The organism is Collinsella sp. TF12-2AT, assembly GCF_003436735.1.
Classification (GTDB): domain Bacteria; phylum Actinomycetota; class Coriobacteriia; order Coriobacteriales; family Coriobacteriaceae; genus Collinsella.
The window spans coordinates 307,635-332,670 of the sequence record NZ_QSQK01000001.1 but is presented as its reverse complement, the minus strand read 5'-3'; the positions used below and the strand labels follow the sequence as shown (position 1 = coordinate 332,670).

Annotated in this window: 19 protein-coding genes; 13 read left to right on the top strand and 6 right to left on the bottom strand. The window is 60.6% G+C overall.

The features are described 5' to 3' along the window. The first annotated feature begins 33 nt into the window (after positions 1 to 33). The 6 genes from DXD24_RS01360 to DXD24_RS01335 all read left to right on the top strand — a co-directional run bounded on the left by DXD24_RS01360 (position 34) and on the right by DXD24_RS01335 (position 8,657). Positions 34 to 2,199 (top strand): pectinesterase family protein, encoded by a 2,166-nt coding sequence (locus DXD24_RS01360; RefSeq protein ID WP_117645919.1) that lies wholly within the window; start codon positions 34 to 36, stop codon positions 2,197 to 2,199. Between the two features lie 68 nt (positions 2,200 to 2,267). Further along, positions 2,268 to 2,936, top strand: coding sequence for an SGNH/GDSL hydrolase family protein (locus DXD24_RS01355; protein ID WP_233502287.1), 669 nt, complete (start codon positions 2,268 to 2,270; stop codon positions 2,934 to 2,936). A 107-nt stretch (positions 2,937 to 3,043) separates the two neighbouring features. Then, the gene (locus DXD24_RS01350) at positions 3,044 to 4,282 is read left to right on the top strand and encodes a glycoside hydrolase family 105 protein (protein WP_117645917.1); all 1,239 of its coding nucleotides are present in this window, start codon (positions 3,044 to 3,046) and stop codon (positions 4,280 to 4,282) included. A 1-nt stretch (position 4,283) separates the two neighbouring features. Then, positions 4,284 to 5,189 (top strand): sugar phosphate isomerase/epimerase, encoded by a 906-nt coding sequence (locus tag DXD24_RS01345; RefSeq protein ID WP_158548902.1) that lies wholly within the window; start codon positions 4,284 to 4,286, stop codon positions 5,187 to 5,189. A gap of 103 nt (positions 5,190 to 5,292) precedes the next feature. Next, entirely contained in the window at positions 5,293 to 6,510 is a 1,218-nt protein-coding gene (locus DXD24_RS01340; protein ID WP_117563657.1) for an FAD-dependent oxidoreductase, read from the top strand. A 197-nt stretch (positions 6,511 to 6,707) separates the two neighbouring features. Then, complete coding sequence (locus tag DXD24_RS01335) at positions 6,708 to 8,657, top strand: NAD(P)/FAD-dependent oxidoreductase (protein ID WP_117563656.1); 1,950 nt, start codon at positions 6,708 to 6,710, stop codon at positions 8,655 to 8,657. Positions 8,658 to 8,796: 139 nt separating this feature from the next. Here DXD24_RS01335 and DXD24_RS01330 read toward each other — a convergent pair whose 3' ends face one another. Both DXD24_RS01330 and DXD24_RS01325 read right to left on the bottom strand, forming a co-directional pair. Then, positions 8,797 to 9,438, bottom strand: a complete 642-nt coding sequence (locus DXD24_RS01330; RefSeq protein ID WP_117563655.1) for an RpiB/LacA/LacB family sugar-phosphate isomerase — start codon at positions 9,436 to 9,438, stop codon at positions 8,797 to 8,799. A gap of 206 nt (positions 9,439 to 9,644) precedes the next feature. After that, complete coding sequence (locus tag DXD24_RS01325) at positions 9,645 to 10,454, bottom strand: gluconate 5-dehydrogenase (RefSeq protein ID WP_117563654.1); 810 nt, start codon at positions 10,452 to 10,454, stop codon at positions 9,645 to 9,647. 447 nt (positions 10,455 to 10,901) lie between these two features. On the opposite strand from DXD24_RS01325, the gene DXD24_RS01320 reads away from it, so the two are divergent. Beyond that, positions 10,902 to 12,155 carry an ATP-binding protein gene (locus tag DXD24_RS01320; RefSeq protein WP_158548901.1) on the top strand — a complete coding sequence of 418 codons (1,254 nt, stop codon included), beginning with the start codon at positions 10,902 to 10,904 and terminating at the stop codon, positions 12,153 to 12,155. Positions 12,156 to 12,378: 223 nt separating this feature from the next. Here DXD24_RS01320 and DXD24_RS01315 read toward each other — a convergent pair whose 3' ends face one another. Then, positions 12,379 to 13,062 carry a YitT family protein gene (locus DXD24_RS01315; protein ID WP_117563652.1) on the bottom strand — a complete coding sequence of 228 codons (684 nt, stop codon included), beginning with the start codon at positions 13,060 to 13,062 and terminating at the stop codon, positions 12,379 to 12,381. 463 nt (positions 13,063 to 13,525) lie between these two features. Between DXD24_RS01315 and DXD24_RS01310 the strand changes: the two genes are divergently transcribed. Continuing rightward, positions 13,526 to 14,218 (top strand): GntR family transcriptional regulator, encoded by a 693-nt coding sequence (locus tag DXD24_RS01310; protein WP_117563651.1) that lies wholly within the window; start codon positions 13,526 to 13,528, stop codon positions 14,216 to 14,218. A gap of 379 nt (positions 14,219 to 14,597) precedes the next feature. Here DXD24_RS01310 and eda read toward each other — a convergent pair whose 3' ends face one another. Beyond that, positions 14,598 to 15,239: a bifunctional 4-hydroxy-2-oxoglutarate aldolase/2-dehydro-3-deoxy-phosphogluconate aldolase gene (gene eda, locus DXD24_RS01305; RefSeq protein ID WP_117563650.1), complete on the bottom strand. Its 642-nt coding sequence runs from the start codon at positions 15,237 to 15,239 to the stop codon at positions 14,598 to 14,600. A gap of 254 nt (positions 15,240 to 15,493) precedes the next feature. Beyond that, positions 15,494 to 16,528, bottom strand: coding sequence for a sugar kinase (locus DXD24_RS01300; protein ID WP_117645915.1), 1,035 nt, complete (start codon positions 16,526 to 16,528; stop codon positions 15,494 to 15,496). A 235-nt stretch (positions 16,529 to 16,763) separates the two neighbouring features. On the opposite strand from DXD24_RS01300, the gene DXD24_RS01295 reads away from it, so the two are divergent. The 5 genes from DXD24_RS01295 to ligA all read left to right on the top strand — a co-directional run bounded on the left by DXD24_RS01295 (position 16,764) and on the right by ligA (position 24,120). Further along, positions 16,764 to 17,786, top strand: a complete 1,023-nt coding sequence (locus tag DXD24_RS01295) for a LacI family DNA-binding transcriptional regulator (protein WP_158548900.1) — start codon at positions 16,764 to 16,766, stop codon at positions 17,784 to 17,786. 134 nt (positions 17,787 to 17,920) lie between these two features. Continuing rightward, the gene (locus DXD24_RS01290) at positions 17,921 to 19,258 is read left to right on the top strand and encodes a glutamine synthetase family protein (RefSeq protein WP_117563647.1); all 1,338 of its coding nucleotides are present in this window, start codon (positions 17,921 to 17,923) and stop codon (positions 19,256 to 19,258) included. 50 nt (positions 19,259 to 19,308) lie between these two features. Continuing rightward, a complete protein-coding gene (locus tag DXD24_RS01285) occupies positions 19,309 to 19,971 on the top strand; it encodes a response regulator transcription factor (RefSeq protein WP_006234733.1) in 663 nt (220 codons plus the stop codon). A 208-nt stretch (positions 19,972 to 20,179) separates the two neighbouring features. Then, complete coding sequence (locus tag DXD24_RS01280; RefSeq protein WP_117563646.1) at positions 20,180 to 21,643, top strand: S1C family serine protease; 1,464 nt, start codon at positions 20,180 to 20,182, stop codon at positions 21,641 to 21,643. Between the two features lie 248 nt (positions 21,644 to 21,891). Further along, a complete protein-coding gene (gene ligA / locus DXD24_RS01275; protein WP_117563645.1) occupies positions 21,892 to 24,120 on the top strand; it encodes an NAD-dependent DNA ligase LigA in 2,229 nt (742 codons plus the stop codon). Positions 24,121 to 24,178: 58 nt separating this feature from the next. Here ligA and DXD24_RS01270 read toward each other — a convergent pair whose 3' ends face one another. Beyond that, complete coding sequence (locus tag DXD24_RS01270) at positions 24,179 to 25,018, bottom strand: MerR family transcriptional regulator (RefSeq protein WP_233502298.1); 840 nt, start codon at positions 25,016 to 25,018, stop codon at positions 24,179 to 24,181. Positions 25,019 to 25,036: the final 18 nt, after the last annotated feature.

Below are 25,036 nucleotides of genomic sequence, written 5' to 3'. Positions count from 1 at the left end.
GTGGGTGTTCTGTGACAGAAAGCGTAATGACAGATGAGTGGTAAAGAACAGCTCTTTGAGGTATCGCTCGAACGCGAAGGCGCGTATCGCAGCATTTCGGCGGCGCTCGAGGCGGCGGAGCGGTGTGTGCCCGATGTGACCGTGCCGGTGCGAGTGCTGGTGGCGCCGGGCGAGTATCGCGAGCAGGTCGAAATTCGTCGTCCGTATGTGACGCTCGAGGGCGAGACGGCCGACAGCGTGCGTATCGTGGGAGGCCTGGGTGCCAAGATGCCTTCGGAAGATGGTAGCGGCCAGGATGGAAGACTCGGCACCTTCCGTACGTACACGGTGCTGGTCGATGCCGACGACGTGACGCTTGCGGGTCTAACAATCGAAAACAACGCCGGTGATGGGCGCGAGGTCGGCCAGGCGATTGCCCTGTATGCCGATGGTGACCGCCTGGTTGTCGATGCCTGCTGCATTAAGGGACACCAGGACACGCTCTTTTTGGGGCCGCTGCCGCCGCGCGAGGCCAAGCCGGGCGGCTTTATAGGCCCCAAGCAGTTCGCCCCGCGCCGCGTGGGGCGGCAGTATTTTCGACGTTGCCGGATCGAGGGCGATGTCGACTTTATCTTTGGCGGCGCGCGTGCTTACTTTGAGGGGTGTGAGATTCGCTCGCTCAACCGCGATATGGATGTCAACGGGTATGTAACGGCAGCCTCCACGCCTCAGGGCGAGCCGTACGGATTTGTGTTTCATGGCTGTTCGTTTACAGCCGATGAGGGCATTGCCCCCGGATCGGTCTATCTGGGTCGTCCATGGCGCGAGTGGGCCCAGACCGTTTTGCTCGAATGCTGGCTGGGCCCCCATATTTCACTCGAGGGTTGGTGGGATTGGAATAAGCCAGCGGCACATGACGGCACCCTGTATGCCGGCGGTGCCCTGTTTGGCCCGGTGGGTGATACTGCCGCTTGGGTGCCGTGGGCGCATTGCCTGACCGGTCAGGATTCCGAACGCTATGCGCGTGACCAAGTGCTTGCCGGCACGGATGGTTGGGATCCCGAGGGCGGCGACGGTGATGCGGTAGAGACGGCCGGGCTATCTGCCAATGGCCGCACCGTGCACATCGAGACGTACTACGAGGACGAACCTGCGCTGCGCGCCCGACTGAAGCGCGAGGGGCGCTCGGCCGCATTTACGGGCAAGACTCCCACAGACTTTGAGGCATGGAAGGCTGCGACCAGGACTCGTCTGTACGATATTTTGGGTCTTTCGCTTATGGACCGCGCCCCAATTGAGATTCGTGAGCTCAATCGCGTACGGGTTGCCGGCAGCATCGTGCGTACTCATGCGGTGTTGCAGGTTGAGCACGATGTGTGGATGCCGTTTTACCTGTTGGAGCCGTCCCGCCCCAAGCTTGACGAGCGGGGACTCAAGCGCTGCTATATCTGCCCGCATGGTCACCAGGGGGCGGGTGCTGCAAGCATAGCCGGCGTTGCGGGCGTGCCGGCGGTCGACGATGCCGTGCGTAAGTTCAATTACGACTACGGTCTGCGTTTGGCGCGCATGGGTTACGTGACCGTCTGCCCCGATGCGCGTGGTTGGGGATACCGTCGTGACTGGAAGGGTCAGGGCGACGACGAGAACAGCTACCTGCGCGGTACGTGTCTGAATCAAGCACGTATGGCCGAGCCGCTGGGTCTTACGGTCGCGGGCCTCAACGCCTGGGACAACATGCGCTTGATTGATTACTTGGAGACACGCGGTGACATTGCCATGGGCGACCTGGGCTGCTTTGGTTTTTCGGGCGGCGGTTACATGACGTTGTACCTGTCCGCGCTCGACCCGCGCGTGCGCAAGGCGTTTGTCTCGGGCTATCTGTACGGCGTTGATGATTCGCTACTGCACCTCAACGGCAATTGCAGCTGCAATTACACGCCTGGACTCTGGCGTCTACTCGACATGGGCGACATTGCATCGCTTGTTGCGCCACGGCCGCTCTTGGTTCAGAGCTGCGAGAAAGACCATCTCAACGGCGCCCGCGGGCTTGCGAACGTAGACGAGCAGCTCGATATCGTTCGCGACGCCTACGCGCTGCTGGGCAAGGACGAAAACCTTCTGCACGAGGTCTGCCCGGGTGGACACCACCTGGGCGTGGCGCATCTTGCCGAGGATATCGAATGGCTCGATTCGCAAGTTGCGGAATGCGCCCACGCATAGCCCCTCGGATGTTGCGAATGAACGGTATGTACCTGTATGACCGCCGGTGTGCGGGTGAGGAGAAGAATATGGAAACGAAAAACTTGAGCGAATCGACCATCTGCTGCTTTGGCGATTCGACCACCTGGGGCGATAACGGATGCGGCGGGGGAGGCAACGATATCTCCTGGACTTCGCACCTGGGTGCGCTGCTGGGCGGCGCTACGATCGAGAACTTTGGTATTAAGGGTTCGCGTATTGCCGTCAAGGCCGACCGTAGCGATTCGTTTGTCGAGCGCTTGGACGGCATCGATCACACGGCAGATATCTGCATCGTCTTTGGCGGCGTTAACGACTTTAGCCGTAACGTGCCGCTGGGAGAGCTGGGCAGCACGGACGTGCACGAGTTCTACGGTGCGCTCGACTACCTGATCCGCACCATCACGGCGCGCTCGCCTCAGGCAAAGCTGGTGTTTATGACGCCGTGCAAGACGAGCGGCAAACACGAGAAGGATATTCCGGCAAGCAACGAGGCCAACCATCTGGGCCTGACGCAAGACGCCTATGTGCGCGCGATGCTGGAGGTCTGCGATCGCTACTCGGTGCCGGTGATCGACCTGTATGCGCAAAGCGGCATCAGCCCGTTTTTGCCGGAGCACCGCGAGCTCTACATGCCGGACGGTCTGCATTACAGCCCTGCCGGCTATGAGCGCCTGGCGCATCGCATCGCTGCGGGCCTCACCGCCGTTTGCCGTTAAAAGTTTGCCGTTCGCGGGGATTATAGGGTTAACGTTCACCCTATAATCCCCGTTCGCGTTACACTAGGGGAAACGTTCACCCATCAATAACGTCAGAGGGGACAGCAATGGGTTGCAATCAGATTCTGGACCGTTATATCGAGCAGTTGATCGAGACCTCTACGCCTCAGGCACCGGCCTGGAATATCGAAAAGCTTCGCGCCGGCAAGGAGAACACCTGGAATTACATTGACGGCTGCATGATCAAGGCACTCATCGAGCTGTACGAGATCACCGGCGAGCAGCGTTACCTGACCTTCGCCGACGACTATATCGACTTCTTTGTCCAGGATGACGGCACCATCAAGCATTACGATCCCCAGGAGTACAACCTCGATAACGTCAACGCGGGCAAAACCCTCTACAAACTCTATGACCTGGTGGGCAAGCCCAAGTACCGTGCCGCCATGGATACCATCTATCGTCAGCTCGAAACCCAGCCGCGTACCAAAGAGGGTGTGTTTTGGCACAGGGCCGTCTACCCCAACCAGATCTGGCTCGACGGCATGTACATGGCGCAGCCGTTCTACATGCAGTACGAGCTGAGCTTCCACAACCGCCGTGCCTGCTCGGATAGCTTCCATATGTTCCAGGTCGTGCATGACCTGATGCGCAACCCCCTCAACGGCCTGTACTATCACGCTTACGACGCGAGCCGCAAGCAGTTCTGGTGCGATCCCGTCACCGGCCTTTCGGCCAACTTCTGGCTGCGCGCCGAGGGCTGGTTTGCCATGGCGCTCATCGATACCTGGGAGCTCATGCCGCCTTCGATGTCGGCCGAGAAGGACGAGATCCGCAAGATGTTCCACGACCTGATCGACGCCATGCTGCCGTATCAGGACGAGAAGACCGGCATGTGGCACCAGGTCATCAACCTGCCCAATATCGCCCCCAACTATCTGGAGGAGTCGGGCAGCGCCATCTTTGCCAACGCCATCATGAAGGGCGTGCGCCTGGGCGTGCTGGGCGAGCGCTACTACCAGTACGGCCGTCGCGCTTTTGATGGCATCTGCGACACGTGCCTGTCCGAGCGCGACGGGCAGTTGGCGCTTGACAATATCTGTCTGGTGGCGGGCCTTGGCAACACCGCGCACCGCGAGGGCACGTTTGGCTACTACATGAGTGAGCCCGTCGTCAAAAACGACGCGAAGGGCGTGGCGCCGCTGGTGCTCGCCTATATCGAGACCATGCATCATGACAAGCTTGCCGGTAAGCGCGATCCGCTTGCCCCTTCGGGCGTGTGCTCCATCGACGACCCGTTTGGCGGCTACACGCCGGGCATCAATGCTCATAAGGGGCGTGAATAGCGTGGGGGCCATTACTCCGGGCGTGCGTTTACACGACCTTCCGCAGGGGACCGTCGAGGAACGCATTCGCATGGCAGGAGAGCTGGGCTTTTCGTGCATTCAGCTGCCGAGCAAGGTGCTCTATGCATCAATGGGAATCGATCGATGCGGTCTGACCCGCGAGCTCGCCGACCATTTGCGTGCGGTGCTCGATGAGGCGGGCGTTTCGGTCGCCGTGCTCGGCTGTTATAAGAATCTGGCGACGCCCGATCGACAACAGCTCACGGATAACTTTGCCGAGTACGAGGCGTGCTTGAACTTTGCTCAGATGCTCGGCGGCTGTCCGGTTGGCACCGAGACCGGTCGTCCCAATGCGCAGAACCGCGTTGCTGACGACCGTATGACCGACGAGGCACTCGATGCGTTTATGGATGGACTCGCGCGCGTCTGCGAGTGCGCCGAGGCCGTGGGTGGGCAAATACTGATCGAGCCCGGCTGGAACGAGACGGTCAACACGCCAGATCGCTGCCGTGAGGTGCTGGAGCGCGTCCCGAGTCCGGCGCTCGGCGTGATCTACGACCCGGTGTCGCTGCTGCATCCCAGCGTCGTTGGCGAGGCGCAGGAAATCACCGCGCGTATGCTCTACTTATGCGGCAGTAAGATTCGCGTGCTGCACGCCAAGGATTTTGAGGTCGTCGACAACGAGGACGAAGCCGGCTGGTGCGACGGTACGGGTTCTCGCCTGGTGTGCCACGGCGTGGGCGAGACGGGCCGCTATGACTTTGAGCCCGTGGTGGCCTGGGCGGCTGCCGCCTGTTCGGGGATTCCTTGCGTGGTCGAGAACAGCGTGCCGGCGACGGCGGCTAGCTGCCTGGCGACACTCGAGCGCATGTCCGCTCGCTGCGGGGCTCCGCATCGCGAGATATAGCATTGGCTTTTGCCGTGGCGGCATATTGAGTTTGCTTGACTGGGGGCGGCGGTGAAGGGTTTTTATCGTCGCCTCATTGGATTACATCAAAAAGGGGAGTTGCGTGGCTATCCACATTATCGAAGAGGCGAACCGTTGCCTTGGGTGCAAGAAGGCGTTCTGCCAGCTTAAAGGCTGCCCGGTGCAGACGCCTATTCCGCAGGTCATTGACTTGTTCAAGCAGCGTCGTCTGGAAGAGGCAGGTGAGCTGCTGTTCCAGAACAACCCCATGAGCGCGGTCTGCTCCATGATCTGCAACTATTCGGGCCAGTGCGAGGGCGCGTGCATTCAGGGCCGCAAGGGCGCACCGGTGCATTTTTCGAGTATCGAGAACTATATCTCGACGGCATATTTGGACCGTAAGGAGTGGAAGCCCGCGCCGTCGTGCGGCAAGCAGGTTGCCGTGGTCGGTTCCGGTCCTGCCGGCATTACCGTGGCCATTAAGATGGCCCAGCTGGGCTGTGCCGTCACGGTGTTTGAGCAACGCCCCGAGATCGGCGGCGTGCTGGAGTACGGCATCCCCGAGTTTCGCCTGCCCCGTGCTCTCGTGCAAAAGTACCGTCACGTGATGTGCTCGCTTGGCGTACGCGTCCGTCCCTCGACCACCATTGGCGGCGCGCTGCATATCGACGACCTGTTGCGCGACGGCTACGATGCGGTCTTTGTCGGTACCGGTACCTGGCGCGCCCGCAAGCTGGGTATTCCCGGCGAGTCGCGTGGTAACGTACTGTTTGGTATCGATTACCTGGTCGATCCCACGAGCGTGGCGATCGGTCAGAACGTGGCGGTTATCGGCGCCGGCAACGTGGCCATGGATGTTGCCCGCACGGCTCTGCGCTCGGGCGCTCGCAAGGTTACCGTGTATGCCCGATCGCGCCATATCTCGGCCATCGATGACGAGGTGGAGCTGACCGAGCTTGACGGTGCCGAGATCGTGCGCGGCAAGGCGATTTGCGCCATCGACGATAACGGTCCGGTTTTCGAGACGGCTATCTTTGACGAGGACGACAACGTGGTGGGCTACGAGGAAGAACTTGACCATGTGCCCGCCGACACGGTTGTGATTGCGGCCTCGCAGGTGCCCAAGGACAAACTGGTGCTTACGACGGGCGGTCTGGAGACCGACCATCGCGGTCTTCTTTCGGTCGATGAGTGCGGCATGACCACCGTGCCTGGCGTCTTTGCCGCCGGCGACGTGGTCAACGGCCCGCTCACCGTGGTCCATGCCGTAGCCGGCGCCAAGCTCGCCGTCGAAGGCATGACCAGCTATCTGGGCCTCTAACCCACCCCGCCCATCAGTTGCGGTGGAATACGGACTGTTTTGGCTGTCAAAGGCCTTATCTACTCCGTATTCCACCGCAACTTTTTGTGGGCTGAGTAAAAGCCGGGGGAGCGTGTACGGTCGGGTACAGCGCAGTTGCTGATACGATAAGTACGTTAGCAACTGCCGCCGAGCGGCTCAAACGAAAGGAACCCTGTATGGAGTCTTCCGCCTACCCGATGCTCTTTAGCCCGATCAAGGTCGGTACGACCGAGGTCAAGAACCGCGTCTTTATGCCGCCGGTGTCCACGAACCTGGCCGATCATGGCTATGTGACCGACGACTTGGTCGATCATTACCGTGCCCGTGCCAAGGGCGGCGTGGGCCTCATCATCACCGAGGTCGTGACGGTCGAGCCCACCTATACCTATCTACCGGGTGACATGTGCTGCTACGACGACACGTTTATCCCTGGCTGGGAAAAGCTCGCCGCGGCCGTCCACGAGTATGGCTGCAAGATCATGCCGCAGCTCTTCCACCCCGCCTACATGGCCTTTAACATTCCGGGCACGCCGCGCCTGATCGCTCCGTCCTTTGTGGGCCCGTCCTATGCCCGCGAGGCGCCGCGCCCCATCACGGTCGATGAGATCCACGAGCTCACGCATCAGTTTGGTGACGCTGCTGTGCGCATGCAGAAGGCCGGTGTCGACGGCGTCGAGGTCCATGCGGCACACGCCCACGGCATGCTCGGCGGCTTTTTGACCCCGCTCTATAACAAGCGCACCGACGAGTACGGTGGCTCGCTCGACGCCCGCATGCGCTTCCTGCTCGAGGTCATCGCCGAGATTCGCGAGCGCTGCGGCAAGGACTTTATCATCGACGTCCGTATCTCGGGCGACGAGTACACCGATGGCGGCCTGACCCTCAACGACATGATCTACGTCTCGCGTCGCCTGGAGAAGGCTGGCGTCGACATGATTCACGTGTCGGGTGGCACTACCATCAAGCGCGGCTCCGCCATTCCCGCCGCCGGCACCCAGCAGGCCTCGCACGCCGCCTGCTCGCGCGAGATCAAGAAACACGTGAACATTCCCGTCGCCACGGTCGGCCGCATCAACGAGGCATGGATTGCCGAGGAGCTGATCGAGGACGGCGCCGCCGACATCTGCATGATGGGTCGCGCCAATCTGTGCGATGCCGAGTTCTGCAACAAGGCCGCTGCCGGCAACGCCGATGACATCCGCCCCTGCATCGGTTGCCTGCGCTGCCTGAACGGCATCATGTTCGGCAAGCGCATCTCCTGCACCGTCAACCCGGACGTGGAGCGTGACGAGGCTGGCTACGAGCCTGCCGCCGAGGCAAAGAACGTGCTCGTTGTGGGTGCCGGTCCCGCGGGCATGGAGGCAGCCTACATTGCCGCCAAGCGCGGCCATAACGTGGTGCTCGTGGATAAGCAGGACGAGCCGGGCGGCGAGATGCGCATTGCGGCCGTTCCGCCGGCAAAGCAGGAGCTCACGCGCGTGATCAAGTATCAGTACCGTCGCCTGGCCGAGGCCGGCGTCACGTGCGTCTTCGGTACCGAGCTTTCGGCCGAGGACATCCAGCGCGACTACGCGGGCTACGAGGTTGTCCTGGCCTACGGCGCCGAACCCATCGCGCCGGCCTTTATGCAGAGCTTTAAGCAGGTCATGACGGCTGATGACCTGCTGGGCGGCAAGGCTTTCCCGGGCAAGAAGATCGTCATTGTGGGCGGCGGCACCGTTGGCTGCGAGACGGCCGATTACCTGGCCCCGTTGGTCAACGATCTGTCGCCGGCCAACCGCGATGTCACCGTCATCGAGATGACCAAGACGCTTGCCGCCAACGAGGGTGGCGCCGGTCGCGCGGTGCTCATCACGCGCATGCTCTCCAAGGGCGTTCACGTGCTGACCGAGGCCAAGGTGACTGAGATTACCGAGGACGCCATCAGTTACGAAAAGGACGGCGAAGTCCACACCATCGCCGACGCCGATACGCTGGTGCTTGCCATGGGCTACCGTCCTAACACCAAGCTGGCCGATGACCTTGCCGCTGCCGGCGTTGCCATCCACGTGCTGGGCGATGCCCAGAAGTGCGGCAACATCCGCGACGCCATCGGCGATGGCTACAAGGTCGCCTGCGAGCTGTAGGCTCTTGGCAAATAGGGGAGCGGCCACCTTGCAGTGGCTCAAGCGATAGCCAACCAAAAAAGGCGCCGCGACACATGGATTGTCGCGGCGCCTTTTGCTTGGCGGTTTGTTGGGGGGTTGGTGCGCCCCGTGGGCCTTATTACAGACCCAAGAGCTCCTTGACCTTGGCGATGATGGCCTCGTCGGTAGCGTTGGCAAAGAAGTACTCCTGGAAGTGCTCGCCGGCAAGTGCGCCCTTCACCAGGTCCTGATCGATCTCGCCCAGGACGTCGACGAGCGGACGCATGGTCACAGCGCGCACGCCGTCGAGGATCTTCTTGTTGCGCTGCTCGGGCTCAACGCGCTCGGCGGGGTAGCCGTTGCCCGAGCCAAAGCCAAAGAGCTTCTCGAAGGTGTACTCGAGGTTGAGCTCCTGGCCCCAGCCGTTCTTGAGCGCGAAGGGCATGGCGACGGCGTTGCCATCGTTGACCTGGGCAAAGGTGTAGGCATCCAGCGGATCGGCAACGTGGCCGCACAGCACGCCGGGGAAGGAGTTGCAGGCGAGCATGGCGCCCTCGCCGGTGCCGCAGCCGGTCACGACGTAGTCGGCAGCGCCGGAGTTGAGCAGCACGGCGGCAAGGATGCCGTTCTGCACGTAGGTGAGGGGCTTGGAGTCGGCGTCGGCATACATGCCATAGTTAAAGACGGTGTGCCCCATGGGCTCGACAACCTTCTTAAGGGCAGCCTCGATCATAGGGTTCTTGGAGTTCTGAGAGTTCTCGTTGATCAGAGCGATCTTCATTTGAGTTAACCTTTCAACCAAATGTTTCTTTTTTTGTTTCTGTATGCGGGCGGCGGCTAATCCGACCCGCGATGAGCTGTGCGGGCGGTCGGCAGTTAAGTCTGTCGCGAGTTCCGCACGCAAAGGAAAGCACTTAATGTGCTTTCCGTCTTGCGCAGGACTGTCCGAGCAGCAGACTTAACTACCGACCGCCTCGCCCAGTTTCCTTATTGCGGCTGTTTGCCGATGTACGCCAGAATGCCGCCGTCCACGTACAGAATGTGCCCGTTGACGAAGTTCGATGCGTCGGAAGCCAGGAACACGGCGGGGCCCTTCAGGTCCTCGGGCGTGCCCCAACGGGCTGCGGGCGTCTTGGCAATGATGAACTGGTCAAACGGATGACGGCTGCCGTCAGGCTGCGTCTCGCGCAGCGGCGCGGTTTGCGGCGTGGCGATGTAGCCGGGCCCGATGCCATTGCACTGGATATTGGCCTCGCCAAACTCGGAGCAGATGTTCTTGGTGAGCATCTTGAGTCCGCCCTTGGCGGCGGCATAGCCGGCGATGGTCTCGCGGCCGAGCTCGCTCATCATGGAGCAGATGTTGATGATCTTGCCGTGGCCCTTGGCGATCATGCCCGGCAGGCAGGCCTTGGACACGATAAACGGGGCATTGAGGTCGATGTCGACGACGCGACGAAAGTCCTCGGCGCTCATGTCGAGCATCGGGGTGCGCTGGATGACGCCGGCGTTGTTGACCAGGATGTCGGGCGTGGTGCCAAAATCGGCTTCGATCTTGGCAACGAGCTCGGCGACGACAGCCTCGTCGGTGACGTCGGCAACATAGCCGTGAGCATAAAAGCCCAGCTCGCGGTAGTGCTTCTCGGCTTCGGCAACTTTGTCGGCGTGACGGGCGTTAAAGGCAATCTTGGCGCCTGCCTCTCCGAGCGCCTCGGCAATGGCCATGCCGATGCCATAGGTGGCGCCGGTCACGAGCGCGACCTTGCCGTCTAGGCGGAAGCTGTCCATAAGGTTAGACATTACAATCCTTCCAAAAGAAACGTTCATCTATATAAGTCTTGCTTCTATTACAAGTTCAGTATAGGAGAAGCGGAGGAATTAAAAGTCAGGTTTTCCTAGAATCAGGTGAACGTTCACTTTTAAAAGGTGAACGGTTGTAGCCGCTCGTCGCGATATCTGCTACATGGAGTAGCGCCCGTGCGCATCGCATTTCTCCTCTCATAGATGCGCGGCGCAAGAGGTCCCGAGTTCAACACGAGCTCGGGGCCTTTTTGTTTGGATTACGGACGCATTGCCGGACGAAAACACTATGCGTTTGGTAAATAGTCGTATGAACGTGAAATTTGTATCTAGTTTCCGTACGCAAATAAGACGAAAACAGTTTGCGTCTGGTTCTAAGCCGTACGCAAATGTTTTTCGTCTTATAATACGGTTCAGATGAGCATGAAAAGGAGAGGGACCGTACGTATGGTTGTCAGAGAGAGTCCTACCGTCGAATACAAGGAAAGCGTAACGCCGACGTTTCTTAAAACGGTGAGCGCCTATGCAAACTACGGGACGGGCAAGATAGAGTTTGGCGTTGACGACGGTGGTGTTGCAGTCGGTCTTTCTGACCCGGTTGCGGAGTGTCTGCGCATCGAGAACATGATTAATGACAGTCTGGATCCTGCGCCTCGTTACACGCTCGAGCTCGACGAGAACCGCGGAACTGTAACGCTTACGGTTTACGAGGGGCAGGACAAGCCCTATCGAAGCAAGGGGAAGGCCTACAGGCGAAATGATTCGGCGACGGTAGAGGTCGACCGTTTTGAGTACGGCAGGCTGACGCTCGAAGGCAGCAATCTGACGTTCGATGCGCTCACCTCGGCTCGCCAGGACCTGAGTTTTCATACGCTCGAACACAAGTGCATCGAGCATCTAGGCATTTCTGAGCTCACGTCGGATATCATGCGAACGCTTCGCCTGCTCGGCAAGGATGGCTATACCAATGCCGCGGCGATATTGGCGGATAACAACGAATTTCCGGGCATCGACTGCGTTCGTTTTGGCGACACCGAGGACGTGCTTTTAGATCGTGAGACGACGACGGGCCTGTCTGCAATTGAGCAGGTTGATAGAGCAGTTGCCATGTTCGCGCGCTACTATCGTTATGAGCGCATCGAAGGTGTCGAGCGTGTTCAGACCGACCGGATTCCCCTCGAGGCATTCCGCGAGGCAGTTGCAAACGCTCTAGTGCATCGGACGTGGGACGTGCAAGCGAATGTTCAGGTTGCTCTGTATGATGATCGCGTCGTTGTGACTTCACCCGGGTCGTTGCCCGCTGGCTTGACGACGGAGCAATACCTGTATGGACAGATATCCGTGCTCAGAAATCCCATCGTTGCCGAGGTCTTCTTAAAGTTGGACTATATCGAGAAGTTTGGAACGGGAATTGCGCGCATTAGGCGTGCCTATCGCGATTCGATTAATCAGCCGGTCTTTGATATTCGTGGCGGCGTGGTAGCTGTCGCGTTGCCCGTTACCGATGCCTTTGAAGGGTCTGGAGAAGAGGCTCAGGTTCTTAAGGCCTTGTCGGGCGGACGAATTATGTCGCGAAGTGAGATTGAGAAACAGACGGGGCTGAGCCGTGCGCGAACACTGTCCGCGCTCGAATCTCTGCTCAGCCGAAACGCGATCATGAAACAGGGGACAGGCCGCGCCACGAAATACGAGCGAGCGTAGTCCGAAAGACCTGTGTTACCAGGCAGGCCCCAAGCCGCGAATGGCTTGGGGCCTTTTGCATGCCGGCTGGCAATGGACCAATTTATGTCAAGTTATAGCAACATATAGCTCCGCTTGCGGGGTTTGCGACGGGCTATTCCTCATCGTCCGTATAGCGCGTGCGTCGTTATTTGCGACATCGATATGCCGGGCACTCGAGCCTCGTTTGCTCCGCGGCTGTTCGCTATTTGGCGCCAAACGCCATGCGGACGAATCGCTGGGCAAACAGCTTGTTGGCGAAGTTGATGATGTGGCCCAAGAACAGTGCCGAGATGGCGGTGGTTACGCCAAAGCCGCCTAAGTTGTGCATGCATACCAGCGACAGCGTGAACGAGGCGGCGACATGCGAGCAATCGAACATGACCTTTACGTCTCCAAAACGGCGCTTGAGCTTTTCCGCAATGACCTGCACCAAGCCGTCGGGTGCGTTGGGGACAACGCCCATGTTGACGACGAGACTGACGCCAAATGCGGTGATAGCGAGGGAGAGCAGCATGGTCGCAACCTGCGCGGGGAGCGCCGTGGGATGCAGCGGGTTGAACGCCATGAACAGATCGGTGAAGCCGCCCATTAGCGTTGAAAAGCAAAGCTCGAGCAAAATGCGCGGTTGAAATTCGCGTCGCAAGATGGCGAGCTGCGCCGCGATGTAAGCGACATAGGTAGTTGTAATCCAAAAGCCGAGCGTCTTGCCCGTGAGCATGGATAGGGTCGTGGCAAAGCACGTGAGCGCGGCGACGCCCAGGCCAGATGCCGTCTGGAGGCTCATACCGAGTGCCAGCACGGCAACGCCCGCCTGATACATCAGCATTCTTATGACGGTATGACGCCAGTCGATCTTCTCGCCATGCATGATGATGAGCGGTCGCATGCTGCTGCATCCTTTCGATTGAAGGATATTTAAAGAGAAATGTCTGACCTGGGCCGGCAAAAAGAGGGTTATCGGAGGCACTGCCTCAACGGCAGAAAAGCCGGCCCCATGGTCAGTCGTCTAGGAATGTCTCGTTGTGCCAGAATGGGACTGAAGGGCTCAACAAGACGGGAAGAAAGCAAATGGCATGGCATGGGCAATAGGATGCCAAGATGGTAGGGTGCGTCTTAGCATCCTATTGCCCAGGCTTGACGAAATCGGTTTCGTTGAGATTTAGTATACGTATGGGAATCCATTTGCAAAGCGAAATAGAAGAAATTAGGTGAACGTTCACCTAATTGCAACAACTTATCGGTCAAAAGCCGAATCCCGGCCCTACCCCTCAAACATCGCCGTGGGATGGGGGATGCGATAGTATTACGTGGAGTTATTCGACAAACCGTGGGCTTCATTCGAGGGCTTTATGGAACAGCACCAGCATTATCAGAGCCTGCAAGATCAGGCATACAACGCATTGCGCTCCAAGATCATCTATGCCGAGCTCAAGCCCGGCACGCGCCTTTCGGCGATTGGTCTGGAAAAGGAGACGGGAATCGGGCGCACGCCCATTCGCGAGTCCTTTGTGCGCCTGCGCGAGCAAGAGCTGGTGGAGACGCGTCCCAAAAGCGGCACCTATGTCTCAAAAATCAGTATGGAACGCGCCGAGAACGCCTGTTTCTTGCGCGAGAAACTCGAGAGAAGTGTGCTCATTAAATGCTGCTCTGCCGCCACGCCCGAGCAAAAGCATCGGCTCGAGCAGATTCTTGCCGAGTCCGAGTCGCTCGACCACAGCGAAACGCGTCGCTTTTTTGACCTGGACAACCTGTTTCATGAGACATGTTTTGAGATTGCCGGCCGCCACATGTTGTGGGATTGGATGAAGAGCGTCAACACGCATTTTGAGCGATACAACTGGTTGCGTATGGTGTCGCAGGATCTGGATTGGGAGCCGATTCGTCGGCAGCATCGCCGGATTCTCGAGGCCATTAAAAAGGGCGATACCGACACGGCGAGCTACCTGGCAGAGACGCACCTGCATCTGATGCCCGAGGAGCAGGGCCCGGTTATCGCCTTGCATCCCGACTATTTCGAGCTGTCCAAAGACTCGGCCATCTAACTCGTTCCCTACATTAGTTGCGGTGAAATAGGGACTGTTTTGCGGCTTTGACGACGTAGGCAGTCCGTATTTCACCGCAAGTGCGGGGGTGCAATCGGGGCATGAAAAGGCTGCGGCGCCGCTTGGAGGAAAAGACCGGAAGCAAGGGTCCATTCCCCCAGACGGCGCCGCAGCTGTTTTGGTGGACTGGATTATGTTGAGTCGGTTGATTGACCGGGAAAGCAAAGCGGCTTGGGGGCGTGTCGCTTCCGTCACGTTCTATCAGCATACAAGACGGTTTCGGTTCTTGTTCGTGACGGAAACGGCGCGCTTCCGAGCCGCTTTAAAAGAAAGGGGGCGAGGTCTAGGACACGCCCCCTTTCACGATAGAGAGCTAAACCTAGCCGCGGACCTTCTTGACGACGTCCATGGCCTCGCGGGCGATCTGCTCGACCTTGGAAAAGTCGCCGTCGGCGAACAGGGCCGGCTTGACCATCCAGGTGCCACCACAGGCGATGATGGCGCTGGAGCTCAGGTACTCCTCGACGTTGGCAGTGTTCACGCCGCCGGTGGGCATAAAGCGATGGCCGACAAACGGAGCAGCGAGGGCCTTGATGGTGTTGAGGCCCCCATACTGAGCCGCGGGGAAGAATTTGGTGACCTTGAGGCCCAGATTCTCGGCAGCAGTGACCTCGGAGGGGGTCACGGTGCCGGGAAGGACGGGCAGGTCGATGTCGATGCAGTGCTTCACGACGTCCTCGTTGTAACCCGGCGAGACGATGAACTTGGCACCGGCGGTGCGGGCCTGCTCAACCTGCTCGACGGTCAGGACAGTGCCGGCGCCGACGCACATCTCGGGCTCGGTCTCGGCCATAGCGGCGATGCACTCGGCGGCGCAGGCAGTGCGGAAGGTGACCTCGGCGGACTTCATGCCGGCTGCCATAAGGGCATGGGCGAGCGGTGCGGCGTCTTCGACCTTGTCGAGCACGACGACCGGCACGATGCCCAGGGATTCAAGCGTGGTGTAGAACTGATCGAACATAGTGTTCCTTTCGATGTGAGGCGCGCACGGGCGCGTGATTGCCAAAGAAGATTGGCCATGAGCCGGTTCCGGATTGGTTATCGGAGGCACTGCTTGGGTCACAAGCAATTTCGGAACCGGCTACGAGGCCAGTCGTGAAGGAATGCCAGACAAAACCGGAATGGGGCTAAGTGGTTCTACCTGGCCGGAGGAATCGGGGAGCGGGCTGCAGAGGTATGGGTATGGAAAGCTGCGGCCCGCGGAATGGGGACGGCTTAGCGCGCGACGCGGGTGCCACCGTCGGCGGCGGATGCCACGGCTGCGATCTCGTCTGCGGTCACCAGGTTGGAATCGCCCTTGATGGTGAGCTTGAGGATCGAGGCGGCGATGGCGTAGTTGACGGCGTCCTGCGGGGCAAAGTCGTTGATGAGGGCATGGACGAGGCCGGCGTTGAAAGCGTCGCCGGCGGCAACGCCCTCGAGCACGTGCACGTCGTGAGCAGGGGAGAACCAGTGCTCGCCGCTCTCGGCGTCAAAGAGCATGCCCATCCAAATGGAGCGCTCGACGCAGGAGATGTTGCGGACGACCGAGGCGACCTTCTTGCAACCGTACTCGGCGCAGATCTGACGGGCCATCTCGACGTAGGTGTCGCGCTCCTCGATGCCGTGGGCAAGGGAGCCGGAGACGCAGGTCATACCGAGGCCGGCAGGAGCGTCCTCGTCGTTGGCAATGCAGATGTCAACGAGCGGCAGGAGTTCCTTCATGGTGGCCTGCGACTTCTCGGGCGACCACATCTTGCCGCGATAGTTCACGTCGCAAACGGTGGTGATGCCCTTGGCGCGGCAGGCGGTGAGGGCATCCTTGCAGGCGGCGGCCATCTCGTCGGAGACGGCGGGCGTCACGCCGGAGAAGTAGAAGACATCGACACCCTTGAGGATCTCGTCCCAGTCAAAGACGTCGCGCTTGGCCATGTTGATGGCAGAGTACTTGCGGTCGTAGACGCAGCCGTTGCCGCGCTGCGAGGCGCCGACCTCAAACACATAGGAACCAAGACGGTCGCCCTGGCGCACGACGCGCGAGGTATCGACGTCGTAGACCTTCAGCGAACGCAGGGCGCACTCGCCCAGACGGTTGGCCGGGACAACGGAGACGTAAGCTGCCTTGTCACCCTGGTAGGCCAGGGAAAGCGCGGTGTTGGCTTCGGCGCCGCCGTAGCGGACATCAAACTCGGTCGCCTGCTCAATGCGCAGATGGTCTTTGGGCGAGAGCCTCATCATGATCTCGCCGAAGGTAAGAACCGTTTTACCCATGGTCGCGCAGCTCCTTCTTGCTCGTGCGTACACCTTTGATATGGCGTTGGCACGGAGGTGCCAAGACGGTAGGGTACATCTTTGCACCTCCGTGCCAACGCTTGCCGAAATCGGTTTACGAAATCGGTTTCGTTTCGAGTTGTAGTATACTCACCTACAGCGTTTTGCAAGCGAGATTTTTAAAAAAATGCCTAAAATGGCTCAGACTGCCGACAATTGGGAAACGGGGTGCGCTATGGCGCAGATGAGGATTAAGGACATTGCCGCCGAGGCGGGCGTGAGCCCGGCCACGGTCTCGCGCTATCTCAACAACCGCCCCGGGCAGATGACCGAGGAAACCCGCGCTCGCATCGCGGCAGTTATCGAGCGCACCGGCTATCGTCCACGTGCCGCCGCGCGCAATCTGCGCAGCTCGCGTACCAACCTCATCGGCGTGATTTTGGCCGACATCGCCAACCCGTTCTCGAGCGCCATGCTCGAAGGGCTTTCCGCCAGTGCCGCCGCGCGCGGCTGCTCGCTCATGACGGCCATTAGTGGCAACGACCCCGCCAAGGAGGCAGAGTCGCTCACCAGACTTATCGATGCCGGCGTGGACGGCCTGGTCGTCAATACCTGCGGAGGCAACGACAAGGCGATCGCCGCGGCTGCGGGACGCCTGCCCGTCGTGCTGCTCGACCGCGATGTTGCCGACGGCGGTGTCGATCTGGTGACCTCCAACAACCGTGAGCTGGTCGCCGGCCTGGTAGACGCCTTGGCCTCTGCGGGCAGCGAGCGCCTGTGCCTGCTCACCGAGGCAAGCGACGACAGCCCCGTGCGTCGCGAACGCGCCGAGGCCTTTGTCGACGAGCTTTCGCGACGCGGCCTTGCGGGTGAGGTCGTCACCCTGGCCGATGGTGGCGTCGAGGGTGTCAGTCGCCTGGACGAGACCATCCGCGGCTATGCGGGTAAAAAGCTCGGCCTCATTGCCGTCAACGGCCTGGTCTTTCTGCGTCTGACCGAGGCGCTGGCACAGTTGGGACCCTCATTGCCGGCTGGCCTCAAGATTGCGACGTTTGACGACTATCCCTGGAACCACGTCCTCTTTGGCGGTGTGACCACGGCAGCGCAGGACACTCTTACCATTGCCGAGCGCGTAGTCGAGCGCCTGTCCGAGCGTATCGACGTCGTTACCACTACGGTGGGCGATGCCGCAAAGCTCGCCCCCAAGCGCATCGAGGTCCCCGGCCACATCGAACACCGCGCTTCGACCTCGCGCTAACTACTCGTTCGCAACTGCCTGTTCGCACACGTTTTTTGAGCGCTTGATACGCTTTAACCCTGCGGAAACATTTTTCTGCGATAGTATCTGCGATATAGACCAGTCGAAACCCGCCCGAAAGAAAGGGGAGCGACATGAACCAGCAGAACATCGATTACGTACTCCGCTCCGTAGAGCAGCGTGACATCCGCTTTGTGCGTCTGTGGTTTGTCGACATTCTCGGCCGCCTCAAGAACTTTGCCATTAGCCCCGAGGACCTCGAGGTCGCTTTTGAGGAGGGTATTGGCTTTGACGGCTCCGCTATCGAGGGCTTTGCCACGCCCGAGGAAGCCGACATGCTGGCGTTCCCCGATGCTTCGACCTTCCAGATCCTGCCGTGGCGCCCGAGCCACAACGGCGTAGCCCGCGTGTTCTGCGACGTGTGCACTCCCGATCGCAAGCCCTTCGCCGGCGACCCGCGCGATGCCCTGCGCCGCATGTTCCGCAAGGCCGAGAAGGCTGGCTATCTGCTCAACGTGGGTGCCGAGCTGGAGTATTACTACTTCCCCGACGAGCACACCCCCGAGCCGCTCGACAACGTGGGCTACTTCGATCTTTCGGTGAGCGATGCCGCCCGCGACCTGCGTCGCAACACGGTCCTCACGCTCGAGAAGATGTCCGTGCCCGTGGAGTACACCTTCCACGCCGCCGGTCGCTCGCAGCACGGTATGAGCCTGCGCCATGCCGAGGCCCTGAGTATGTCCGACGCCATCACTACGGCCAAACTCATCATTAAGCAGCAGGCCTACGAGAGCGGTTGCCACGCCTCCTTTATGCCCAAGCCGTTGGCTGGCGAGGACGGCAGCGCTATGTTCCTGTGCCAGTCGCTATTCGACCACGACGGCAACAACGTGTTTTGGGGCGAGGACGACGAGAAGTACCACCTCTCCGAAATCGCCAAGCACTACATGGCCGGCATCTTGGCGCACGCGCGCGAGATCAGTGCCATCACCAACCCCACGGTCAACTCGTACAAGCGCATCACCACGGGTGGCGACTCCGTGCCGCAGTACGCTACGTGGGGCCTGCGCAACCGCGCGAGTATGGTCCGCATTCCGGTCTACAAGCCCGGCAAGCCGCTGTCCACGCGCATCGAGCTGCGCAGTCCCGACCCCATGGCCAACCCGTACCTGGTCAACGCCGTCACGCTGGCGGCTGGTCTGGACGGCATCGAGCGCAAGCTGGAACTCCCGCCCGAGGCCACGGCCGAGACGCTCAAGCTTACCGACCGTCAGATGGTCGAGGCCGGCTACGCGCCGCTGCCTCGCTCGCTCAAAGAGGCGCTCGACGTGTTTGAGGACTCGCAGTTTATGAAGGATGCTCTCGGCGAGCACATCCACAGCTTCTTCCTCAAAAAGAAGCGCGACGAGTGGCATAAGTTTGAGTCTACGATCACCGAGTGGGAGATCAAGCACTATCTGGCGAACTCCTAATCGCGCTGGCTTGTTCCAGTACGATTGAGCTCATTTCTTTGGAGGCCGATATGTCCGAAAAGAGTGCCCTGTTCATGGCGCGCACGACGCGCTTCCACGAGTTTGCCCGCAGCCTGACGACCACCCTGGGTGTCGAGGTGAGCCTGGCAACCCCCGATTCGCCGACTGCGGCGCACGACTTTGACCTGCTGATTCTCGATTCAGATGGCATCCGCAGCGACCGCATCGATCAGATTGCCAAGTGGCTTGACGATCGTGGTGGCGTCCCCATGTTGGTGATCGTTGACGACGAGGCGCTCGGTACCCTGCGCCTGCCGAATCACGCGCATGCCGACTTTGTGTGCCCCACGGCGACGCCCAACGAGCTCAAGGCTCGCGCGCAGCGCCTGATGGGCGAGGAGGAGACCGTCACCGCCGATGATGTGCTCAACATCGATAACCTCGAGATTAATCTGGCTACCTACCAGGTGACACTCGATAACGAGCCCATCGACCTGACGCTGATGGAGTACTCGCTGCTGAGCTTTTTGGCGACGCACCCCAACCGCGCCTACAGTCGCGAGGTGCTGCTGCACCGCGTATGGGGCTTTGAGTACTGCGGCGGCACGCGCACCGTCGACGTGCACATCCGACGCATCCGCTCCAAGGTGGGCCCGCAGATCGCGGCGCACATCACCACCGTCCGCGGCGTGGGATATCTGTTTAAGGACTAGATTTCCACCACAAAGGGGACAGGCACCTTTGTGGTGGTTTTGCCGCAGGTGCGGGTTCCCTTCGAGTTTGCAGCAGAACTTAAGCCTTCCTAAAAGATTGCGTTCTCGTACACGTACGCCCGCATATTGGGGTACAACTCAACGTGAACAATGATGGCCCGCCACGTGTTTGGCGGGCCATTGGTTATTTGACGAAAGGATCGCAGCTATGAGCGAGAACGATTCCCAGCGTCCCCAGGATGTTGGCAATGCCGGCGAGACTCAGCAGCAGCCGCGCGTGCAGGTGGAGTCGACGCCTGCCGACGGCAACAACATTCCCTACGTGCAGGCCTACGACACGCAGACCGGAAAGCCGCTGGGCAGCCAGCAGGTTGTAAACAAGCACACGGTGGTCAAGACCAAGACCAAAAAGCTGCCGATCTTTATTACGGCGCTCGCCGGCTGCGCCTGTGGCGCCCTGCTGGTCATTGCGCTCATTATGAGCGGTACGCTCAACATTGGCGGCGGCAAGAATGCCGTGACGGCGGGTGCTTCGGGTTCATCGACGCAAAAGATCACCATCGATTCCGAGGACACCACGCTGGCCGAGGCCGTTTCTGCCAAGGCCCTGCCCTCCGTGGTTTCCATTACCGCCACTTCGAGCGGCGGCCAGAATGGCTCGCTTTCGCAGTCTGCCGACGAGTCGGACAACTCGGGCAGCGTCGGTTCGGGCGTGGTGCTCGATACCGAGGGCCACATCCTCACCAACAACCACGTGGTCGATGGCTATGACCAGTACGTGGTGACCATGGACGACGGCACCACCTACGAGGCCGAGTTCGTGGGCAACGATGCCTCGAGCGACCTAGCCGTCATCAAGCTCAAGGACGCCGACGCCTCCAAGCTCACGCCGATCGAGATTGGTGACTCCTCCAAGCTCAACGTGGGCGAGTGGGTCATGGCGATCGGTTCGCCGTTTGGCAACGAGCAGTCTGTCTCCACCGGTATCGTCTCGGCGCTCTACCGCTCCACGGCCATGAGCTCTACCAACGGTAACACCATCTATGCCAACATGATCCAGACCGATGCCGCCATCAACCCGGGCAACTCCGGCGGCGCGCTCGTTAACGACAATGGCGAGCTTGTGGGCATTAATTCGCTCATCGAGAGCTATTCGGGCTCCAGCTCGGGCGTGGGCTTTGCCATTCCGGTCAACTATGCCAAGAACATTGCCGACCAGATCATCGACGGCAAGACGCCGGTGCATCCGTACCTGGGCGCCACGCTTTCGAGCGTCAATGCACTTAACGCCCGCACCAACAAGCTGAGCACCGATAGCGGCGCGTATGTGGCAAGTGTCGTCGAAGACGGTCCTGCCGCCAAGGCCGGCATTCAGGAGGGCGACGTCATCACCAAGCTGGGTGACGACGAGATTACGAGCGCCGATGGCCTGATCATCGCACTGCGCAGCCACGAGGTGGGTGAGAAGGTCGAGATCACGCTCATGCGCGGCAAGGAAGAGAAGAAGGTCACGGTTGAGCTGGGCTCCGACGAGGAGCTGCAGAACCAGCAGCAGAACGACAGCGCGACCGATACCGGCAACGGCGGTATTACCGACGAGCAGCTGCGCCAGTATCTGGAGGAGCTGCTTGGCCAGCAGGGCCAGGGTCAGGGCAACGGCCAGGGTTTCTAACGAGCTGTATCGCACATATCGAAGCCAGAGGGGCTGTTCCGCCAGCGCGGGACAGCCCCTCTTTTCGCGATGATCCCTTGGAGACGGAGGAAAACGGATCATTTAGAAACGGCAAGGGCATGGTTTGAACGCGCGATCCACTCCAGTTTGATGGCTGCCGATTCGGTGCGGTTTGAGACCGCTATTCGGCCCCATGGTGACCGGTGGTACTCTTGTATCCGTTTGAAATCGAGCGAAGGAGTGCCGCTATGGAGCAATCGAGCCTGTTTGGTGACGGCGTGGACATCGATACCGAAACGCCCGCGAGCACGGATACCGCTGCACCGGCCGATGCCCGTGCCCAGGCGGCAGCGCGTGCGGCCGAGCTGCGCCACGAGCTCGATTACCACGCCTATCGCTACTACATGCTCGATGCGCCCGAGATCACGGACGCCGCCTTTGACAAAATGCTCGTTGAGCTGCAGCAGATCGAGGCGACCTACCCCGACCTGGTGACGCCCGACAGCTATACCCAGCGCGTGGGCGGCTACGTGAGCGAGCAGTTTACGCCGGTCACGCATATGGCGCGCATGTATTCCATGGACGATGCCATGGATCTGGACGAGCTCGACGCATGGCTCCAGCGCACCGAGGATGCGCTCGGTGCCGGCAGCGTCACCTATACCTGCGAGCTTAAGATCGACGGTCTGGGCGTGGCGCTTACCTACCAAAACGGCACCTTTGTGCGCGCCGCTACACGTGGCGATGGCACCACGGGCGAGGACGTGTCGCTCAACGTCCGTACCATCAAGGATGTGCCCATGCACCTGTCCGAGCCGGCGCTCGCCCACATGGGCATCGACCGCGAACGTACCATCGAGGTACGCGGTGAGGTCTACATGCCCAAGGGCAGCTTTGTGCGTCTGAACGACGAGGCCGATGCCGAGGGCCGTGGCCCCTTTGCCAACCCGCGCAACGCCGCTGCAGGATCCCTGCGCCAAAAAGACCCCAAGGTCACGGCGCGTCGCGACTTGGCCACCTTTATCTACGCCATCGCCGATACCGATCCGCTGCACGTCCACAGCCAGCGCGAGTTTCTGGACTGGCTGCGTAGCGCTGGCTTTAGCGTCAACCCCAACGTTGCCCGTTGCGCCACGCCGGCCGAGGTCCACGAGTTCTGCGCCCAGGCCCTCGAGCATCGCGGTGACCTGGACTACGACATCGACGGCGTGGTCGTAAAGGTTGACAGCTTCCAGCAGCAGCTCGACCTGGGCTTTACTGCCCGCGCACCGCGCTGGGCCATTGCCTTTAAGTTCCCACCCGAGGAAAAGCAGACCGTCCTGCGCGAAATTCGCATCCAGGTGGGTCGCACCGGTGTGCTCACGCCGGTCGCAGAGTTCGACCCGGTGACGGTCGCCGGCTCCACCATCGCGCGCGCCACGCTGCACAACATCGACGAGATCCGCCGCAAAAACGTGCGCGAGGGCGACACTATCATCGTGCACAAGGCAGGCGACGTGATTCCCGAGGTCGTGGGCCCCGTGCTCGACAAGCGCCCGGCCGACAGCGTTGACTGGCAGATGCCCGAGGTCTGCCCCGTGTGCGGTAGCCCCGTGGTCCATGAGGACGGTGAGGTGGCCTACCGCTGCGTGTCCATTGATTGCCCCGCGCAGCTCAAGGAGCGCCTGCTCCACTGGGTGAGTCGCGGCTGTATGGACGTGGACGGCTTGGGCGACGAGATCGTCGACAAGATGATCGCCGCCGGTCTGATCCATGATGTCGCGGACTTCTACCAGCTCACGGTCGACGACATCGCCGGCCTGGACACGGGCCGCGTGTACGCCAGCTCCAACAGCAAAAAGGGCGTCAAGAAGGGCGACCCCATTCCGGTGGGCCTCAAGACGGCCGAGAAAATCATCGCCGAGCTCAACAAGTCCAAGAGCCAGCCGCTCGGTCGCGTGCTGTTTGCCCTGGGCATCCGCCATGTGGGCAAGAGTGTGGGCGAGGTTATCGCCGAGCGATTCCTGTCGATTGACAAGCTCATCTTGGCGAGCGAAGAGGACATCGCCGAGTGTGAGGGCATCGGTCCCAAGATTGCGGCGAGCGTCAAGCAGTTCCTGGCCGTGCCCGAGAACCTTGCCGTGCTGGAGCGCCTGCGTCAGACGGGCCTGTCGCTCGAGGTCGACTTGGGCGCCGCTCATGCGCAAGCCGCAGCCGACGCTGGCGTGGCAGGCGAGCTCGCCGACACCCAGCCGCTCGCGGGCCTGACGTTTGTGCTGACTGGCACGCTCGTCAACCGCACTCGCGACGAGGCGGGCGCGGCGCTCAAGGTGCTTGGCGCCAAGGTTTCGGGCAGCGTGTCGAAGAAGACGAGCTATCTGGTCGCCGGCCCCAAAGCGGGCTCCAAGCTCACCAAAGCCGAGCAGTTGGGTGTGCCCGTACTGGACGAGGATGCGCTCGAGCGGATCTTGGCTACTGGCGAGGTGCCCCGGGCTTAGCGCATCGATAACCAAATTGAAGATCCGCCCGGAAAGCATGATACCTTTCGGGCGGATTTTATTTGGACGGGGAAACGGGCACCGTGATCTGCGTCACGTAGGTTGCCGGGTCGTCGCTGATGATGTCGTCGATGAGGGCGATCTCGCGCGAGGGGCCGGCGGGCGTCAGGTTGTGTTCGTGCATGTAGCCGAGCAGCCGCTCGTAGCGAGGGGCTGCTTGTCCGTGCGTGCCACGGAAACTTATGGTCAGGCAGCGCGCGGCAGGTCGCGTCTCAACATCGCCCAAGTACTCATCGGTGTCATCGAGCAGCAGGAAGACCTCGTCGTAGCCATCAAAGTCGCCGGCGGCGAGGCGTTCGGGCGCGATGCCCACACCCAGATTGCCCAGATAGGCAAAGGTTTCGTGCTGCCCCTGCTGAAGCTGGCGGATATGCCATCCCAGCGAATAGGCGTCGGTGGGATTGACGCGCTCGTGCAGCGTGGCGCAGCGAAGTTCGGGTTCCTCGATTTCGCTAATGGTGTCGAGATCAGCATTCAAAGCGCCATGAAGCAAGGCAAGCCGCTGGTCAATCTTGCGCGACATGCGCTCCAACTCACGCCGCCTGTGCTCAATTAACTCCTGTTGCTTGGTCAGTTGCCGTTGTATCAAATCCATATCGCGCGTAGTGACAAACTCGCGAATCTGCGCCAGCGGCAAGTCGAGAACGCGCAGGTTGCCGATGGTGTTGAGGGTGGAGAGCTGCCGCGATCCGTAGTAGCGGTACCCACTTGCCGGATCGACATATGCCGGCTCCAACAGCCCCATCTGCTCGTAATGACGCAGTGTGCCCACGCTTAAATTGAGCAGGCGCGCCACCTCGCCAATGCGGAGCAGGCCCTCGGTGTGTTCACTTGGCATGTCGGTCACAGGACCACT

Excerpts from the sequence above, each read along its gene's own strand:
- DXD24_RS01290 (WP_117563647.1), top strand. The coding sequence starts at position 17,921 with ATGAACCAGCAGAACATCGATTACGTACTCCGCTCCGTAGAGCAGCGT.
- DXD24_RS01350 (WP_117645917.1), top strand. The coding sequence starts at position 3,044 with ATGGGTTGCAATCAGATTCTGGACCGTTATATCGAGCAGTTGATCGAG.
- DXD24_RS01310 (WP_117563651.1), top strand. The coding sequence starts at position 13,526 with ATGGAACAGCACCAGCATTATCAGAGCCTGCAAGATCAGGCATACAAC.
- DXD24_RS01315 (WP_117563652.1), bottom strand. The coding sequence starts at position 13,062 with ATGCGACCGCTCATCATCATGCATGGCGAGAAGATCGACTGGCGTCAT.
- DXD24_RS01295 (WP_158548900.1), top strand. The coding sequence starts at position 16,764 with ATGGCGCAGATGAGGATTAAGGACATTGCCGCCGAGGCGGGCGTGAGC.
- DXD24_RS01335 (WP_117563656.1), top strand. The coding sequence starts at position 6,708 with ATGGAGTCTTCCGCCTACCCGATGCTCTTTAGCCCGATCAAGGTCGGT.
- DXD24_RS01360 (WP_117645919.1), top strand. The coding sequence starts at position 34 with ATGAGTGGTAAAGAACAGCTCTTTGAGGTATCGCTCGAACGCGAAGGC.
- DXD24_RS01325 (WP_117563654.1), bottom strand. The coding sequence starts at position 10,454 with ATGTCTAACCTTATGGACAGCTTCCGCCTAGACGGCAAGGTCGCGCTC.
- DXD24_RS01280 (WP_117563646.1), top strand. The coding sequence starts at position 20,180 with ATGAGCGAGAACGATTCCCAGCGTCCCCAGGATGTTGGCAATGCCGGC.
- DXD24_RS01300 (WP_117645915.1), bottom strand. The coding sequence starts at position 16,528 with ATGGGTAAAACGGTTCTTACCTTCGGCGAGATCATGATGAGGCTCTCG.
- DXD24_RS01285 (WP_006234733.1), top strand. The coding sequence starts at position 19,309 with ATGTCCGAAAAGAGTGCCCTGTTCATGGCGCGCACGACGCGCTTCCAC.
- DXD24_RS01270 (WP_233502298.1), bottom strand. The coding sequence starts at position 25,018 with ATGCCAAGTGAACACACCGAGGGCCTGCTCCGCATTGGCGAGGTGGCG.
- DXD24_RS01320 (WP_158548901.1), top strand. The coding sequence starts at position 10,902 with ATGGTTGTCAGAGAGAGTCCTACCGTCGAATACAAGGAAAGCGTAACG.
- eda (WP_117563650.1), bottom strand. The coding sequence starts at position 15,239 with ATGTTCGATCAGTTCTACACCACGCTTGAATCCCTGGGCATCGTGCCG.
- DXD24_RS01330 (WP_117563655.1), bottom strand. The coding sequence starts at position 9,438 with ATGAAGATCGCTCTGATCAACGAGAACTCTCAGAACTCCAAGAACCCT.
- DXD24_RS01355 (WP_233502287.1), top strand. The coding sequence starts at position 2,268 with ATGGAAACGAAAAACTTGAGCGAATCGACCATCTGCTGCTTTGGCGAT.
- ligA (WP_117563645.1), top strand. The coding sequence starts at position 21,892 with ATGGAGCAATCGAGCCTGTTTGGTGACGGCGTGGACATCGATACCGAA.